The sequence below is a fragment of the Flavihumibacter sp. CACIAM 22H1 genome, assembly GCF_001601815.1.
Classification (GTDB): domain Bacteria; phylum Bacteroidota; class Bacteroidia; order Chitinophagales; family Chitinophagaceae; genus Flavihumibacter.
In genome coordinates, this window is the sequence record NZ_LUKG01000017.1 from 17,052 (window position 1) to 33,262 (window position 16,211).

At 45.5% G+C, this 16,211-nt stretch carries 12 protein-coding genes; 1 reads left to right on the plus strand and 11 read right to left on the minus strand.

The features are described from left to right. Position 1 precedes the first annotated feature (1 nt). The 11 genes from A1D16_RS07055 to A1D16_RS07105 all read right to left on the minus strand — a co-directional run bounded on the left by A1D16_RS07055 (position 2) and on the right by A1D16_RS07105 (position 15,480). Positions 2-748 (minus strand): SDR family oxidoreductase, encoded by a 747-nt coding sequence (locus tag A1D16_RS07055; RefSeq protein WP_290708641.1) that lies wholly within the window; start codon positions 746-748, stop codon positions 2-4. 12 nt (positions 749-760) lie between these two features. Beyond that, complete coding sequence (locus A1D16_RS07060; RefSeq protein ID WP_290708642.1) at positions 761-1,693, minus strand: hypothetical protein; 933 nt, start codon at positions 1,691-1,693, stop codon at positions 761-763. Positions 1,694-1,703: 10 nt separating this feature from the next. Next, entirely contained in the window at positions 1,704-3,200 is a 1,497-nt protein-coding gene (locus tag A1D16_RS07065; RefSeq protein WP_290708644.1) for a sialate O-acetylesterase, read from the minus strand. After that, positions 3,184-4,392 carry a DUF4185 domain-containing protein gene (locus A1D16_RS07070; RefSeq protein WP_290708645.1) on the minus strand — a complete coding sequence of 403 codons (1,209 nt, stop codon included), beginning with the start codon at positions 4,390-4,392 and terminating at the stop codon, positions 3,184-3,186. Before A1D16_RS07070 ends, A1D16_RS07065 begins: the two co-directional genes overlap by 17 nt. 23 nt (positions 4,393-4,415) lie before the next feature. Then, on the minus strand, positions 4,416-5,213 hold the full coding sequence (locus A1D16_RS07075; RefSeq protein ID WP_290708646.1) for a hypothetical protein: 798 nt from the start codon (positions 5,211-5,213) through the stop codon (positions 4,416-4,418). 39 nt (positions 5,214-5,252) lie between these two features. Continuing rightward, a complete protein-coding gene (locus A1D16_RS07080) occupies positions 5,253-6,605 on the minus strand; it encodes a sugar porter family MFS transporter (protein ID WP_290708647.1) in 1,353 nt (450 codons plus the stop codon). 3 nt (positions 6,606-6,608) lie between these two features. Beyond that, positions 6,609-8,387, minus strand: a complete 1,779-nt coding sequence (locus tag A1D16_RS07085) for a class I mannose-6-phosphate isomerase (RefSeq protein WP_290708648.1) — start codon at positions 8,385-8,387, stop codon at positions 6,609-6,611. A gap of 30 nt (positions 8,388-8,417) precedes the next feature. Continuing rightward, positions 8,418-9,914: a RagB/SusD family nutrient uptake outer membrane protein gene (locus A1D16_RS07090; RefSeq protein ID WP_290708649.1), complete on the minus strand. Its 1,497-nt coding sequence runs from the start codon at positions 9,912-9,914 to the stop codon at positions 8,418-8,420. Between the two features lie 19 nt (positions 9,915-9,933). After that, the gene (locus A1D16_RS07095; protein ID WP_290708651.1) at positions 9,934-13,047 is read right to left on the minus strand and encodes a TonB-dependent receptor; all 3,114 of its coding nucleotides are present in this window, start codon (positions 13,045-13,047) and stop codon (positions 9,934-9,936) included. A gap of 86 nt (positions 13,048-13,133) precedes the next feature. Beyond that, positions 13,134-13,862 (minus strand): GntR family transcriptional regulator, encoded by a 729-nt coding sequence (locus A1D16_RS07100; protein WP_290708652.1) that lies wholly within the window; start codon positions 13,860-13,862, stop codon positions 13,134-13,136. Between the two features lie 94 nt (positions 13,863-13,956). Then, on the minus strand, positions 13,957-15,480 hold the full coding sequence (locus tag A1D16_RS07105) for a sulfatase (protein WP_290708653.1): 1,524 nt from the start codon (positions 15,478-15,480) through the stop codon (positions 13,957-13,959). A 115-nt stretch (positions 15,481-15,595) separates the two neighbouring features. Here A1D16_RS07105 and A1D16_RS07110 point away from each other — a divergent pair, with 115 nt between their 5' ends. Then, on the plus strand, positions 15,596-16,177 hold the full coding sequence (locus tag A1D16_RS07110; protein WP_290708654.1) for a hypothetical protein: 582 nt from the start codon (positions 15,596-15,598) through the stop codon (positions 16,175-16,177). Positions 16,178-16,211 lie beyond the last annotated feature (34 nt).

A 16,211-nucleotide genomic window follows, 5' to 3' on the forward strand; every position in this document is an offset into this window, starting at 1 on the left:
CTTACTCTTTTACAGATCCCTGAATTACAATTCCCAAACCTCCATCTATACGTATTGCCTGCCCAGTCATAAAAGAAGCCTGGTCTGCACATAAATAAACGATCAGGCTGGCTATTTCTTCCGGCTTTGCTATGCGGTTTGACAGGTGCATTTGTTCGCATGCCTGCAACATGCCAGCCGGGTTTTCCGATAAGGCCAGGGCATCCCTTAACATCGGCGTATCCACGGTACCCGGACAAACCGCCATGCAGCGGATGGCTGGCGCATAGTCTACTGCAATGCTCCTGGTTAATCCCAGAACCGCTGTTTTTGAAGTGGTGTAAGCCGCCACCTGCTGCTGGCTATGAAAAGCCTGGACGCTGGAAACATTTATAATAACACCCGCCTGTTTTTTTTGCATTATGGGTAATACAGCTTTACTGCATAAAAACATACTTTTCAGGTTCACATTCATTACTTCATCCCATAGTTCGGTAGCGGTTTCGGTAACTGATCCGTACCGTTGTATGCCTGCATTATTTATGAGTACATCAATGCCTTTCCATTTTTCAAGAATGGCAGCCACCGTTTCGTTAACAGACTGTTCATTAGTTACATCACAGCAATAATAATCGGGCATCACCGGCCAGTTACTTACAGGAACCCGGTCAAGTACCGCTACTTTAGCACCCGCTTCCAGGAATGCTTTGGCACTGGCTGCTCCAATGCCTTTACTGCCCCCGGTTATCAATACTACCTTATTGTGCATGGTAATACCTGTTTATAGTTTAAGCAGGAAACTGCCTGCATTGTGAATAATTTCCAAAAAACCAGCCTGTAATTGAACGGCTAAAATCTCGGTACAACCAATGGGCAGTGGCGTTAGAAAAAAATGATAGCCCAGGGTTTTGGAAGCACCGGCATCCAGAAAAAAGCAGGCCGGTTTTTCCTGAAAACAGCCCTGGTACCAGGTAAATAACTGCTCCCAGTTGATATGCAGCGGGGATGTTCCAAATTCAAGCCCCCGGTATTTCAGCTCCTCGTTTTCCACATGAATCCAATGGTGTATCCAGGGATACTGCTTACCCTTCCAGCAATACCCGAGTAGCAGGTTGCTATGCCGGTCAATAGCCGTTATCCAACCAGTTTCATCGGGAGCCACTGCAAAAGAGTGGATGCTTTCCACCGGTTTTTCACCAGCCGCAAATACGATCTCTGTTCCATTGGAAAACACCCTGGTATCCGGGTTCAAAAATGGCGCTGCTATCGTTGGGTGCTGCATCAAATTACAGGGCCTGAAAAAGTTGCCGGTATTGGTGATTGTTTCGATGACCGTGCAAAGCGGACCAGCGGCCGACAACCGCACATCTCTATGAACACTCAACTGATCTCTTTCACTATATCCTGCCATCGTTAATTGAAGGCCGGTACTGTTCAGCAGGTTCCAGGTCTGCAGGCTGATGTCACCATGTTTCAGTGCCCCGGATTCTTTTTCACCGGCTGTAGGATCGCCCCACCTTGGTGTGCATATAAAATGTCCTTCAAATTTCAGCAATGGATTCTCGGGGCGCGGAAATTGAAAGTTCAATGGATTTATCCCAGAACTACTGTGTTGCACGGATGTCAAAGCACCACCCGTTTCATCATAACATAGGGAAAGGAACCTGTTCTGCAGGATCCATTCTCTTTTATGATATGATGCAGGATTAATCAAAGCCCTAGTTTTAAAAAGATGAGCGGAAAGGAACCGCAGGAAACCCCTCTATATTCTGAAAATTGGTAACCGGGTAATTGGTAAAAGCATATCGCACCGCAATTGGTTTTTTTACATCTTTACTTATCAATAAAACCTGGTCCTTACGAATAATTGCTTCTGCCGGAAAAAACGCTTTGTTCTTACCCGCAATAAAAAAATGTCTGGGCGGTTGGCCGTCATTGGTTCCCAGCCCGGAGCCAAGTCCCTGTTTTTTAAACGAAACGACCAGCGTATCGCCGTTAGTGGTAACAGATTGGAATGCGGGTCCCTGGTATTCCAAACCGGAGACGCCATAGTTTTTCGCCAGCGCAACCTGAGCCAACCGATAGCCGACCTCCTGTTTATTCCTGGGATGAATATCTGATGGATCAGCTATGTCCATGGTTACCACCATTTCAGTGGCAGGAACAGTTTCCCGAACCGCTGCCTGTGCTTCCCTCAATTCAGCATATTCAAAAGCAAGCGGGTTATTTTCCTGCCAGTTGTAGGGCGCCACCTGTACATAGTAAAAAGGCAGGTTGCCCTGTTTGAACAGGCTTCGCCAATTACCGATCATCGTACTTAGGAGGCGGGTGTAGACAGCGCCATCTTTCCGGTTAGACTCTCCCTGGTACCATAGAAAACCTGATAGCGATACATGGCGCAACGGATAAATCATCGCATTATAAAGAAGGGTTGGCCTTGCTACTTTATCAAAGGTTACCGTAGCATCCAGTATTTCTTTGGAGCGGGCACTGGTATCATAGGGATACAGGTATTTGGCCTGTAAACTTTTATCCGCCTGTAAACTATCTCTTGAGGTCCAGGCTTCTGCGGTGGAAGCACCAATACTACTCACTACCAATCCTATGGGAATTCTTTTCTGGAGATAAATATCTCTGGCAAAGAAATAGGCAACGGCACTGAAATCAGGCACTGTTTGCGGTGAACAAATACTCCATTGTCCTTTACCATAACGCATAGGAGTAGCCGAAAAATTGGTTTCCAGGTCAAATAATCTTATTTCGGGGTAAAAAGCATTGGCAATTTCCTGTTGGTAATGCAGGGTTCCTAATAACCAGGGCAGGAAGGGTTTAAGTTGCATATCCATATTCGACTGGCCACTGCAAAACCAAACGTCACCGATAAGTATATTCGTCAGTAAAAGTTCTGTTTCCCTGCTTTTAATGCGGATGGAATTTGCGATAGCTTTTCCCGGTATAGCCGCTGGCACTGGAATACGGATCTCCCACTGTCCTTTGCTATCAGCCGTATCCGTTTTCCAACCACTGAGCCAATCGGCCTGCACCTCTACAAGTGCTCCCGGAACAGCATCGCCCCAAACAACCAATGGTTTGTTTTGCTGCACTACCATGTTCGATTGCAGGTGAGTGCCTACTTTAAAGGCTTGTGCAAAACCAACCCTGCTTCCAAACAGGAGAAGGGTAAGAAATGCAGTTGACCAGCACTTATTTTTCCAGTTCATATTTCAGGCGGATAAAACGTGGACGATAGAGTTGGGGGAAATCACCTATTTCATCAAAGAATTTAAACGAGTTGATATTGTAGCTGATCAGTAATTCGCCGGGTTTCGATAAAACAGGATGCGCTTTTGCATTATATGGAAAAAAGTTGGGCGACGCTTTCAGATCCTCACTAACATCGTAGATATTAATGATCGGACCAAACGGGCCACTGGGTGAAGTGCCCAACCGGATACCCACTTTATTACTGATACCCTCTCGCTGAAATACCATGATGTAACGGCCATCCTCCAACGGAGTTACACTCAGTTCATTGGAGGCATTGGTTGCAATTGGCTGTACAGAATCGGCATCTGCTACCCAGTTTTGTCCATCCCAGAACCTCCAACGGTCAAACGACTCTATATCGGCCGGTTGAACCCTTGCTACCAGTACTTCTTTGTTCTGCCCCCTGCAACCATAGATATAAATATATCCATCCGGGTTAGTAGCGCCGGCTTCGGTAGTATTTACCAATATACCTGCACCAAAACTTCCTACAGAATCAACCGGGCGATTTAACCAAAAAGGAATATCCACCTGGCGTTTACCCGGAAACGGAGGTTGTTCACCCGCAGGAATAATTAGCAGGGTATTACCCATTTCCTTAAAACCAAAAACAGGTTGATTGGGAATATTCTGGATTCTGTAGCCGAACAGGTATATATTGTTGTTTTTAGCCGTATTCACAAAACCATCCCCCAGCCAGTAATATTCTCCTTTTGCCGTAGCGGGTGTTTGCGGAATAAAAAGCGCCGCAGGTTTTCCCTCTTTATTCTTATCCCAATAAAAACGAAGAGCTGCCGTATCGGGTTTACCTCCCTGAAGTACCGCTATTGAATTATTGATCATGGTATAACCTGGTTGCAGCGAATCCTCTACTATTTCACCCAGCATAGTGTCACTGAACCAGATCAGTGCTTCTTCTTTTTCTGCCGCCCCAGGCGCTTCACTACCGCTTCTAACCAGTGCAAAAATGCCGTCACCTCCAAACCAGCCAGATTGGCGTTTAAATAAATTAGTCCATTCCGGCGCAGCTTCCGCAGTAAAACGAATGGAATCAATATTGGGATTAACCAGATCGGTTGTTTCTGCCGGCCTGGAATTACAACTGATTAGGAAACTGGCCAGTCCTATTACAAATACTGGTTTCATTGGTATGTTTTAAATAAATAAAATCAGGGAGCGGGTTCAAATGTGCTGATAAATACTTCTTTATCTGTTAACCCGAAAATAGTAAGGTCGATGAGTTGTTCCAGTACCAGTCGTTCACTCGAAAGAGCCCGCACCGTAAATGTTTCTGTAGTGCGGTTACTTGGATCAAAAAGAGAAGAATAAACCTGGGTTAAGGTTTTTTCATCCTCACTTAACTCCCAGCGCTCAAATACGTTGAAGCCATCAAAGGTGCAGGCATTGGAACCAAAGTTAACGGTGTAGGTGCTGTCCGACCTCCAAATGAAAATATTATCCTTTTCACAATCTTTCATGTCTTCCACAGCTGGACTCACAGAAGTCCACATACGGCTTTTGAGTACCCAGCGGCGGCTGTAAATCGTTTGCTGCCCGGAAGTGGTAGTATATACCGTAAGGTCTTTTTCTGCAGCAAGCCCTTTACTGTCTTCAAAACGGAAATTAACACCCACCAGCTGATCTACTTCATCGTCCTGCAACTGGTAGGTAAAATGGTACTCAAAATTATCATCACCCAGGCTTACAGGTTCTGCAGTAAGAGTACCTGTTCCTCCAAAACTATTATCCTTTTGCAGATTAACGGTTTTGTACATGGTTAGTTTACCCGCACCATTTGGTGCATGAATTGACAAGGTGGCTTCAATAGTTCTGCCGGATTTGCCGGTTACTTTATCCGGGCTCAGTTGTAATACGGGCTGGTTCGGATTGCCCTTGTCTTTTTCACAACTGGTGAATGTGCTGATGCCAAACAGGCAAATTGCAAAGAGGAAAGAATATAGCCGCATAATCGTTTATTTATAAAATTGAAAATCGGGTTGGCTTTTTTAACTTTTAGGTTTCCAGAGATCCTGAATTTCTTCCAGGGTTTTTCCTTTTGTTTCAGGCACCATCTTCCAGATAAACAGGAAGGCAAGCACTGACATTATCATATAAATCCAGAAAGTAGACGCGCTGCCGATTGATTCGAGCAACATGGGAAAAGTCTGAGATACTATGTAAACAGACAGCCAAAGAAAAAAGATAGCCACCCCCATTGCCCTGCCGCGAATCGAGTTCGGAAAAATTTCAGCTACCACTACAAATGTTAGCGGACCAAGCGAGATCGCAAAAAATGAAATATACAGCAGAATTCCACCCAGCACCCAATAACCAGTGGTAGCTTCCTGGTAAAATGCTCCTCCCACAAAAGCCAGGCAAACCGCCATACCTGCAGAACCTATCAGGAGAAGTTTTTTTCTTCCTAGCCGGTCAACATACCGGATGGCAACCAGTGTCATCAATACATTGATACCGCCTACCCAAATCGTTTGCAGCAAGGCAGAAGAACTGCCATCGCCGGTAGCTTTAAAAATTTCCGGCGCATAATACATGATTACATTAATTCCTGTTACCTGGCTGAAAATGGATAGTAGAATGCCGATAATGAGTGCCGTCCGTAAACCAGGTCGAAGTAATTCTGAAAAATTCCCCTGTTTCTCTGCCAGTGAAGATTTAATAGACGTTACTTCTTCCGCTGCTCCTGCTTTACCGTTTATCTTTTCCAGGATATCGGTTGCCATATCCCATTTATTTTGGGCAGCCAGCCAACGCGGACTTTCCGGTGCACGCAATAGCAACAGGATAAATACAATAGAGGGAAGCAGGCCGGAACCAAACATCCAGCGCCAGCCGGTATCTACATTCCATTGATGATCGTGCATACCGGCAATGGCTGCATTGACAAAATAAATCAGCAGAATACCGATCACTATTCCCAACTGGTAAATGGAAATAAGTTTTCCCCTGATAGATGCCGGTGCAATTTCCGAAATATACATCGGCGATAAAATCGAGGCAATTCCAATACCAATGCCACCAATCAGTCTGAAAAAAATAAACAGGTTAAGGCCAAGCGGTATCATAATACCAATGGAGGATACGGCAAATGCCCAGGCAGACAGCATAAGTACTTTTCGTCTTCCCAGCTTATCGCTCAGGGCACCGGCTAACATAGCACCGATCATACAACCGATCAGCGCACAGGAAGCTGCCCAACCCGTCATTGCAGCACTCAACTGGTATTTTTCTTCCAGATACCCTATTGCGCCTGCAACAACGGCAGTATCATACCCGAACAGCAGTCCGCCAATGGCGGCAACCAGCGTACATTGATAGATGAATCTGATTTGTGCTTGCATGGTTTAGTTAATTCTGTAATCAATCAGGTTTTCTTCCCGTACGAATGCCTTTAGCGTGGCGCAGGTACTGCCTTCCGCAGCTCCGTACGGACGTATGGTATAGGCACCCACTGAAGCCGGCACAATAAAGGTTTCTGCATAATGTATAATGAATGGATCAAAAGCTCCCGTGGGACTTTCAACAATCACTTCTCTTCCTTCAATAAGATTTATCACATTCACTACATTGCCGGTATGATGATTTACTTTTTTGGAAAACCAGTGCCGGCGTGTTTCGATAAAGGATTCTTTATGAAGTCCGGTGCGTTCTTCTTTCCAGCCGTCTCCTTCGCCAATGGGTTCAAATTGATTCATAATGCGGGTGCGGGTCCATTCTGTAGTACGATCCCACTGAATTGCCTGTTTACCATGTTCCAGGGAAATAGGACGTGGTTTGCCATCTAATCCCATTCTGCCCCAGTCCCAAAGCTTAAACGTGAAAATATAGGGCGTAGCACTGATTTCAAGTACCACACTGTTGGCACCGGAACAATGGATGGTACCCGCTGGTATCAGTATGTGATCATGTTTTTGAATGGGCCATTTTTCCACGTATTTATCAGCATCGAACCAACCTTCTTTTTCCTGGGCAGCTTCCAGCTCTGACATCATTTCAGCAGGCTGGATATTCTCTTTTAATCCCAGGTAAACAAAAGAGTTCTCCTGCGCCTCCAGAAAATAGTAGCTTTCGTCCTGCGTATAGGGCATGCCAAATTTTTCCCGGATATATTCTTTTAACGGATGAACCTGGAGGCTTAGGTTTCCCCCTTCCATCGTATCCAGAAAATCAAAACGGATCGGAAACTCTGCTCCAAATGCCTGTTCAACCGTTGGTCCCAGTAAAGCTTCCGTTTGAAAAAACACGAGATTAATAGAGGGTGTTTCAAACAGGATATGATCGAAGCGAATCAGCAAGCTGTTTTCTTCCGGTACACAATCAAAGCCCCAGGCAAAATTTTTTTCGTCTTTTTTTAAATCACATACTTCTTTCAGCCATTGTCCGCCCCAGGGGCCAGGATCAAAAAAAGGTACTACTCTGAACGGTCGGTTTACTACCTGTTGCAAAGCCTGCAAAAGAGCAGTGCCGGTGACCATTTTGGGTTGATCGGGGTGGGTGGTATCCAGTATATAATCGCAACTGCCAAGCAGGGTGCGTTTTAACTTATCACAAACCCGCCAGTCTACAAAAAAAGCACGCTTGTACTGGTAGGCAAATGCATCCTGTTTATTATCAGCCCCCAGGTTAGCAATTTCATTTCTTCTGAACCGTAGTTGGATTTCCCACCTTGGCATATCTGCATAAATAAGCAGGTCAGCTGTTACCGGCACAAGGCTGGCGCCGGTGCCATACAAAATTGTACAGGCTGCCGAGCTGCTTACGGTTTTTTCGGCTATTGATTCCAATGCTTCCGCATCAAAAAAGTCAGGCAGTGTAAGCGGGGTGAGGTAGCCAAAAACAGGGTCATCCGTAACAAATGGGTAGATCATTTTCTCCAGTTTCTCCGCTGGCAGCAGGGCCGTTGAAACATCTGTAAAAACGGCGTCGGGAAAAATTAATTTCAACTGCTCAATGATCGGCTCTATCAAAACTCCATGGTAGCATTCCAGCTTACATACCACCTGTTTTTTTGAATGGCTTTTGAGGTTGGCCGACAGTTCTTCTGCAATTTCATTCCACCCCATTGCACCATTGTACCCATGGACTATTACTTCGGGAAACTTATCAAAATTCGAATTGTACAAGACGATATATTTAAGGTTAACAGTAATCGATTAATAGCCTTCGTTCTGTCCCAGGTTGGGGTTCAGGTCCACCTCGCGCTGCGGCAAGGGAAACAGGTAATTTCGGGCAGCCGGTGTTACGCCCGGCTTTGCCAGGGGAACCCGTTGTTCCAATTTGCCGGTACGAACCAGGTCAAACCAACGTTGGCCTTCAAATACCAGCTCCATGCTGCGTTCTTTCAAAACGGCATCGCGGAACTGTTCCTGTGTAAGTCCGGCATAATCCGGAACTGCATTTACATAACTGCTGCCATTAAACCGGGCGCGTTTGCGGACTTCATTTATATAATCATGGGCTTCCTGTGTGTTACCCAGTTCATTTGCAGCTTCGGCATAAATAAGTAATACATCAGCATAGCGGATAACCGGAAAATCATTGGAGGAATTGTTTCCCTGTGGTTCCATCTGCCGATCCCAGTATTTTTTTACATAGGGGCGAATGGTGAAGGGGCCATTGGGGCCGTTAATTTCAGTTATGAAACTTACTGCTCTTCTCCGATCATCCACCTCAAACTGGTTATAAAGGAATTCTGTTGGAAACTGCCAGCCCTGGGCATTTTGAACACCTTCTGCGCTTAAGGCTGTTGGTAAAAGGCGTACATTAAACTGCCCTACTTCCCAAAACACAATAGCACCTCCGGCATCACCAAAACCAACGGAAAAAATGGCTTCTTTACCACCGCGGCTGCTTAATTTAAACACGTCGGCAAAATCCTGCCATAATTCGTACTGTTCTGAATCGATTACTTTTTTTGCATAAACAGCAGCTTGTTCCCAGTTCTTACGGGTCAGGTATACTTTTGAAAGAATTGCATTGGCTGCCCCTGAAGTAGCCCTTCCCCGTCCACTTCCCGGATCATAACCAAGAGGAAGCGCAGCAGCTGCATCTTTCAGATCCGTTTCAATTTGTGTATACACCGCTTCTACGGTTCCTTTTTCGGGCAAAAGGGGATTATTCTCTTCCAGTAACAGGGGAACTTCACCAAACATCCGCACCAGGTTAAAATACATTAGTCCCCGCAAAAATTTCGCTTCTCCAACCAGCCTGTTGCGAAGGTTGGTATTCATATCAATACCCGGAATTCTTGCAATGGCAATATTTGCGAGGGTAATGGTTTTGTAATGCATACCCCAGATTTCTTCCATCGAAGGGTTTTGAGGTGTATGTGAAAAACTGGATAGCTGATCAAAATTGGCTGCACCAAGTTGGTTATTGAGCATTTCATCGGAGGCTAATCCGATGGTTACCCAAAAAGTACTGTGGTATACACCAGCTGTATTACCGCCCACCGCAAAATTATCTACCGAATTCAGGTAAGCATAAATAGCATTTACTGCAGCTATGGCATCCGATTCTGTTTTATAGAAATTAGTGATGGTAACCTGGTTCTTCGGATCTTCTTCCAGGAATTTTTTACAGGAGCTGTTCAGTAACATGGAAGAAACTGCCAGCAGCAGGGTGATTATTTGTAGGCGAAATGATTTCATATAAATTAGTTTTACTCGTTTAGAAGGAAGCGCTAAGCCCGATCTGATAAACTTTTGCCTGCGGATAGCCACCCAGATCTAACCCGAGCAGGGTGGTACTTTGGCCAAACGTATTGGCTTCCGGGTCATATCCTGAATACTTGGTAAAGGTTAAGAGATTGGTACCGCTTACATATAACCGAAGATTGCTCATACCGATTTTTGAAATCAGGCTTGTTGACAGGTTATAAGAGAGGGTTAGGTTCCGCAACCTGATATAAGAAGCATCTTCCACAATAGCAGAGGAAACCACGCCTACATCAAGGCTGCCAGCAGAAAGGGCCCGAGGGTATTTATTACCAGGATTAGACGGGGTCCAGCGGTTTAACCCAGCTTCCGCCAGCACGTTCTGCTGTCCGTTGAAATTGAGTAGATCGAGGTTATTAAAATTTGCCATTTTATTTCCCTGGGATCCCTGGAAGAAAAAGGAGAGTTCAAAATTTTTGTAGGAAAGATTATTCCCCAATCCCCAGGTAAATTTGGGTTGGGCTGAACCCAGTATGGTACGGTCATTGGCATCAATTTTACCATCTTTGTTCTGATCTACGTATTTACGGTCTCCTGCACGTGCGCGCGATGCCGGATTAGGTGCACCCGCTTCCTGCCCTACCAAAACCGGGCTGGAAGCAGCTTCCGCGTCCGACTGAAAAATTCCGTCAAACTGATACCCGTAAAATGTACCGATGCTTACCCCTTCACGCAGCAGTATGGCATTCTGAAGTAGTACATCGGTTTCTGTATTCAGGTTTACGATTTTATTCCGGTTCAGTGAAAAATTGAGCGCCGAAGTCCACTGCAGTTTTCCTTTCAGGTTAATGGTCCGAAGATCGAGGTCTACCCCCCAGTTATCAATATTTCCGATGTTTAATAAGGTAGTGGCAAAACCCGAGGTCAGCGGAATGGGGCTCGACAATAACAGGTCATTGGTTCTTTTCTTATAATAATCGGCGGTAAAGGTGATCCGGTTATTAAAGAGCGAGAGGTCAAGTCCAAGATCCAACTGCCGGGTTGTTTCCCATTTCAGGTTACGATTAACGAAACTCAGGGGTTCGCGCCCTGTGAATACTTCATAGCTATTACCTGCATTAAAAACACCTTCGCCAAAAGGACCCACCAGTGCCAGCGACTGATACGGCGGAATAGCCTGGTTACCGATAATACCATAACTTACCCGCAGTTTCATGTCACTGATCGCTTCTGCATTTTCCATGAACTTCTCATTCGATACTCTCCAGGCGAATGCACCGGATGGAAAGAAACCGTATTTATTACCTTCCGCAAACTTGGAGGATCCGTCTACCCGGCCCGTTAGGGTAAAGAGGTATTTATCATCGAGTGTATAATTCACCCGGCCGAGGTAAGAAACCATGCTCCATTCCGATTCGCTGTTAGCAGGCTTCTGTGGATTCAGTGCCGCACCAATGTTATGATAGCCCGTTCTGTTATCCGGAAAATCAAATGCGTACACAAAAAGCTGCTCATTTTTAAACTGTTGCATGGTATAACCCACCACTGCATTAACGGCATGCCTGCTTCCAAAATAGTTATTATAAGAGAGCGTATTTTCATTCAACCAGGTATTTCCGACTGATTTACCAAGTGATGCTTCTCCGTTACTGGCTTCCGTCCTTTTTAGAAAATTCGGGCCAAAACTGTTTTCGCTATTGGTATACGCATCCAGGCCAAAGCTTGTTTTAAAGGTCAGGTGTTTATTAAATGCATACTGCGCATATGCATTACCCAGAAAACGGGACAGTACCGTGGTGGATGTGTATTCTCTTGCTTCTGCAATCGGGTTGCCCAGAATTTTACCCCGGTCGTTTTCAAAAGTATATCCCCCATCCCTGGTGGAATCGTACACGGGCAGTACCGGGTTGAACAAGAGCGCTGAAGTAACCACCCCCGGTACAATTTGGCCTCCATTGGTTAGTACACCTGTGCTGGAAATTCTTGAATACGTAATAGCTGTTCCTACCGTTAATTTATCATTGACCTTTTGCTCCAGGTTGGTACGGAAAGAATAGCGCTTAAAGTCAGAACTCTGGATAATCCCTTTCTGATCAAACATAGATCCTGAAACAGTGTATTTGGTACGGTCGTTGCCACCGGCAAAAGAAAGCTGGTAATTACCCATGGGTGCGTTCCGGAACAGTTCATCCTGCCAATCCGTACCTTTTCCAAGGTTAGGCGGATTTACATAAACCGGTATCTGGTTAGCATTCAACCTGCCTTCGTTTACAAAATCGGCATATTGCGCCGCATTCAGTAGTTTAAGCTTATTGGCTATCTGCTGCCAGCCCTGGTAGGTTTCAAGGGTAAGGCTGCCTTTTCCGGAGCGCCCTCTTTTGGTGGTGATCAACACCACACCATTGGCGCCCCGGGCACCATACATGGCTGTAGCGGAGGCGTCTTTTAAAATTTCGATCGACTCAATATCACTCGGGTTAATGGAAGAAAGTGGTGAAATACGCGGTCCGCGTGTACCACCTACGCTCAGGTCGGCTCCATCACTGTTCACCAGCATTCCGTCAATCACATACAGAGGCTCGTTGCCGGCATTAATGGAACTGGTTCCCCGAATCCGGATCGATGTTTCCGCCCCCGGTTTTCCGGAGATCTGGGTAACCTGTACACCTGCAGCACGCCCTTGTAACTGTTGATCCAGGCTGGTTGCAGGAATGGCTTTGAGTTCATCTGCCCGAACGGACACAACAGAACCGGTTAAATCGCTTTTTTTAGCAGTACCATACCCGATAACTACCACGTTACTGAGTTCACCCGGGTTTTCTGTTAGCCGGATCTCCATTGCGCCGGCTTCTACCGGAACTTCCCGGGTAATATACCCTACAAAGGAAATAACCAGCAGGTTTTTTCCCGGTACTTTAGGAAGGGAAAACCTTCCTTCTGCATTGGTGGTAACCGAATTGTTATCGTCTTTGAGGGCTACGGTTGCCCCTTGCAGGGGCATACCAGAGCTGGTGCGAATGGTGCCCCTGATAAATTGTCCCGCATCCTGGGCAATGGCAGCGGAAACTAGTAGCAGCAAGGCCAAACCAAAAGCGGTTAGCCGTGAGATAAGTGCAATCTTTCTCATTTAGCAAGCATTAATCGTTATTCAATTATGTTCGTATGTCTGTACATATTAACCGACAAAATTCGGCGAAGTCTCGCTCGCCAGCCTTATCGGGCAATATCTATCGTATAGGTAAACCGGTCTGCCCGGTAATAGCCAAGATTGTATTCAAAAGGACGGTCTCCCGGGTCGCAAACCACCCGTTTCCGGAACAGGATAGGATCTCCCGGCTTAACATTCAGCAACTTGCTGATCTTAGCATCGGCCAGAATAGCACTGATTCCCTCCCGCGATAAAGCGGCCACGATATGGTGCTTTTTCTCAAGGGTTTCATAAAGGGGCTTAGAAAAATCGTCGTCGGCCGTTAAACCCGTGCGCGGATGGAAGTAGGATACAAAATGAACCACCGGCCCAGATTCTGGCCCTTTTACCCGCTCCATCTTTAATACTTTGATACCCTCTCCTATATTAAATAACTGCTGTATTTCTTTATCCGGCAAAACCATGCTCACTTTAATACTGTAATTCTTAAAGACCATTCCCTTTTCATCCATTTCATGGGTGAAACTGGTCCATTTATTCAGGTGGGTACTGATATTATTTTTAGCTACCTTGGTTCCAACCCCTTTTTTACGGATCAATAACCGCTCGTACACCAGCTTATTCGTTGCCTGCCTTACCGTACTTCTGGAAATCCCCAATCGCTTGGCAATATGAATTTCGTTAGGTAATAACTTACCATTCTGGTACTCGGGCTGATCTATCAGCTTTCGTAACATTTCCTCTACCTGTACATGCAGGGGTAGAGAACTGGTATGATCAATGGCAAAGTCCATCTACTTGTTTATATGTTCGTACATACCAAATTTAATATCTTTTAAATTGGAACCAAATTTATTTTTTGGAGGTTGCCGGCGGCGGCTTTTTACCTTATCCTTTTTTTAGTAAGGCAATAGCTTCCGCATCTTCGTATTTTTCGGCAAGCTTTAGCAGCTGGGCCTTTAGTTTACGCGTAATTTTTGCATACTTTTTTTGTGCATAGAGATTTTTCATTTCGGAGGGGTCGGCATGCAGATCAAATAATTCCCAGGCCTCTACGCGCTTATAAAACCGAATCAGTTTATATCGCCCATCACTGATACCGAAATGGGGTGAAACAGCATGTTCCCCGCTTTCATAATAATGGTAATACAGGTTTTTTCGTCCCTTGCTTCCGGCTTTTGTTAACAATGGCAACATCGACCTACCCTGTATCTGAGAAGAAACCGGCAGCCCAGACAGCTCCAGGAAAGTAGGTGCCAGATCCAGATTCATCACCAGGCTACTATCTACCCGACCGGCTTGGATTTTTCCCGGCCAGCGCATTAGCAGCGGCGTTCTAAAAGATTCTTCATACATAAATCGTTTATCAAACCAGCCATGTTCTCCCATATAAAATCCCTGATCAGATAAATAAACCACCAGTGTGTTTTCTGCCAGTTGGTGTTTATCGAGGTACGCAAGCGCCCGCTCAATATTCCGGTCGAGCGATGCCGCAGTCGATAAATAATCGCGCATATACCGCTGGTATTTCCATTCAACCAAAGCGTTGCCGCTTAATCTGCGTTTTTCAAGGTCCTGCTGTAAGGCGCCATAATAAGTACCATAGGCCTGCTTTTGGGCGGGTGTCATTCTTTGTATGCTGGCTTGCTTACCCGCTTCTTCGGCACTTGCAAAAATTTTCAGGTCATAGTCCATCAGCATGGTTTTATCGATGGTCATGTCCTGCAAGGCTGCCGCTTTTCTGCCTTCATAACGATCGTAGAAATTCGCCGGCAGCGGAAAATTGACCGTATCAAACCGGTGCAGGTCGGCAATATCGGGCATCCAGGTGCGATGGGTGGCTTTATGACCAATAACCAGGCAAAAAGGCCGACTGGTATCGCGTTGATCCAGCCAGCTTTCGGCCATATCTTCAATAATGGTAGTAGCATAACCCTCTATCCTTTCCCGGCTATTATCCATCTTTATAAAATCCGGATTGAAATAAGCGCCCTGCCCTGGTAGTACTTTCCAGAAACTAAACCCTTCCGGAGCACTTTCGAGATGCCATTTTCCAATCCAGGCAGTTTGGTAGCCCGACCCGGTAAGGTCCTTTATAAACGTATGTTGTGAACTGTCGAATCGTCCGCTTACATTATCCCGAAATCCATTTTTATGACTATATCTTCCGGTCAGCAATACCGCCCTGCTAGGCCCACAGATAGAATTGGTTACATAGGCTTTATTAAAACGTATACCTTCCCGCGCAATCCGATCAATACCCGGGGTGCTGGTTAACTTAGATCCATAGGCGCTGATGGTCTGAAAAGCATGATCATCCGAAATAATAATTAATATATTCGGGCGCTTTTGTTGTGCTGCAGCTGTAACAGTGATCAGTACAGATAAGGCGGCGAACAATTGCTTTACCATAACAATTTTTTATTGATAGGAAATTACCGCAGGCAGCGGCCCCTGACCCTTAAATATACCGAACTGTTAAACTATGACCAATCTTCAACCGTTTGCGTTAAATTGTTCCACTGATATGAAAAAGACGCTGTTATCACTACTGTTAAAAGGGCTTAGCTGTTGGTTATTGTTGTTAATATCTGTTTCGTCCTTCTCCCAGCAGAGCAAGGAGGAAACTATCAGTTGGGCAGCCAACAGACAACTGGCAGTTTCCGATTTTCTGATCAAACCTGCCAGTACTAACCAAGCCGCCTCGTATGCTTCTTTTTCAATAGAATACCGGGCGGGCGGAAAAGAACTATTATCCAACAACCTCAATAAACGGGTATCGAATTATTTTATCAAAGCCGAGTCCTGGATCGATACTACCCAAAACATCAGTCAGGCGCTTCGTTTTCAGAAGAGTTCATTCGACCTCTGTGAAATTTATGTACGCCAATTCAGAAAAGCATTGTATGAAAACAGGAAAAAAATTAAAAGCCTGAAGTTCATTGATGCACTGAATGAGCAGTTCACCACCGCATTTTCCAAACGCAGAATGGAGTATGACCTCGATACCAAAGCGGCAACAGATGAGGCTGCTCAGCAAAGATGGGAGGCCATTATTGCCCGGGAACTAAAAGAATTAAGTAACTATTCTCTTGAAAAATCGAATTAACCGTTTTAGCTTTCCGGAATGACCCATCTACCTA

Excerpts from the sequence above, each read along its gene's own strand:
- A1D16_RS07055 (WP_290708641.1), bottom strand. The coding sequence starts at position 748 with ATGCACAATAAGGTAGTATTGATAACCGGGGGCAGTAAAGGCATTGGA.
- A1D16_RS07065 (WP_290708644.1), bottom strand. The coding sequence starts at position 3,200 with ATGAACTGGAAAAATAAGTGCTGGTCAACTGCATTTCTTACCCTTCTC.
- A1D16_RS07070 (WP_290708645.1), bottom strand. The coding sequence starts at position 4,392 with ATGAAACCAGTATTTGTAATAGGACTGGCCAGTTTCCTAATCAGTTGT.
- A1D16_RS07075 (WP_290708646.1), bottom strand. The coding sequence starts at position 5,213 with ATGCGGCTATATTCTTTCCTCTTTGCAATTTGCCTGTTTGGCATCAGC.
- A1D16_RS07080 (WP_290708647.1), bottom strand. The coding sequence starts at position 6,605 with ATGCAAGCACAAATCAGATTCATCTATCAATGTACGCTGGTTGCCGCC.
- A1D16_RS07090 (WP_290708649.1), bottom strand. The coding sequence starts at position 9,914 with ATGAAATCATTTCGCCTACAAATAATCACCCTGCTGCTGGCAGTTTCT.
- A1D16_RS07095 (WP_290708651.1), bottom strand. The coding sequence starts at position 13,047 with ATGAGAAAGATTGCACTTATCTCACGGCTAACCGCTTTTGGTTTGGCC.
- A1D16_RS07100 (WP_290708652.1), bottom strand. The coding sequence starts at position 13,862 with ATGGACTTTGCCATTGATCATACCAGTTCTCTACCCCTGCATGTACAG.
- A1D16_RS07105 (WP_290708653.1), bottom strand. The coding sequence starts at position 15,480 with ATGGTAAAGCAATTGTTCGCCGCCTTATCTGTACTGATCACTGTTACA.
- A1D16_RS07110 (WP_290708654.1), top strand. The coding sequence starts at position 15,596 with ATGAAAAAGACGCTGTTATCACTACTGTTAAAAGGGCTTAGCTGTTGG.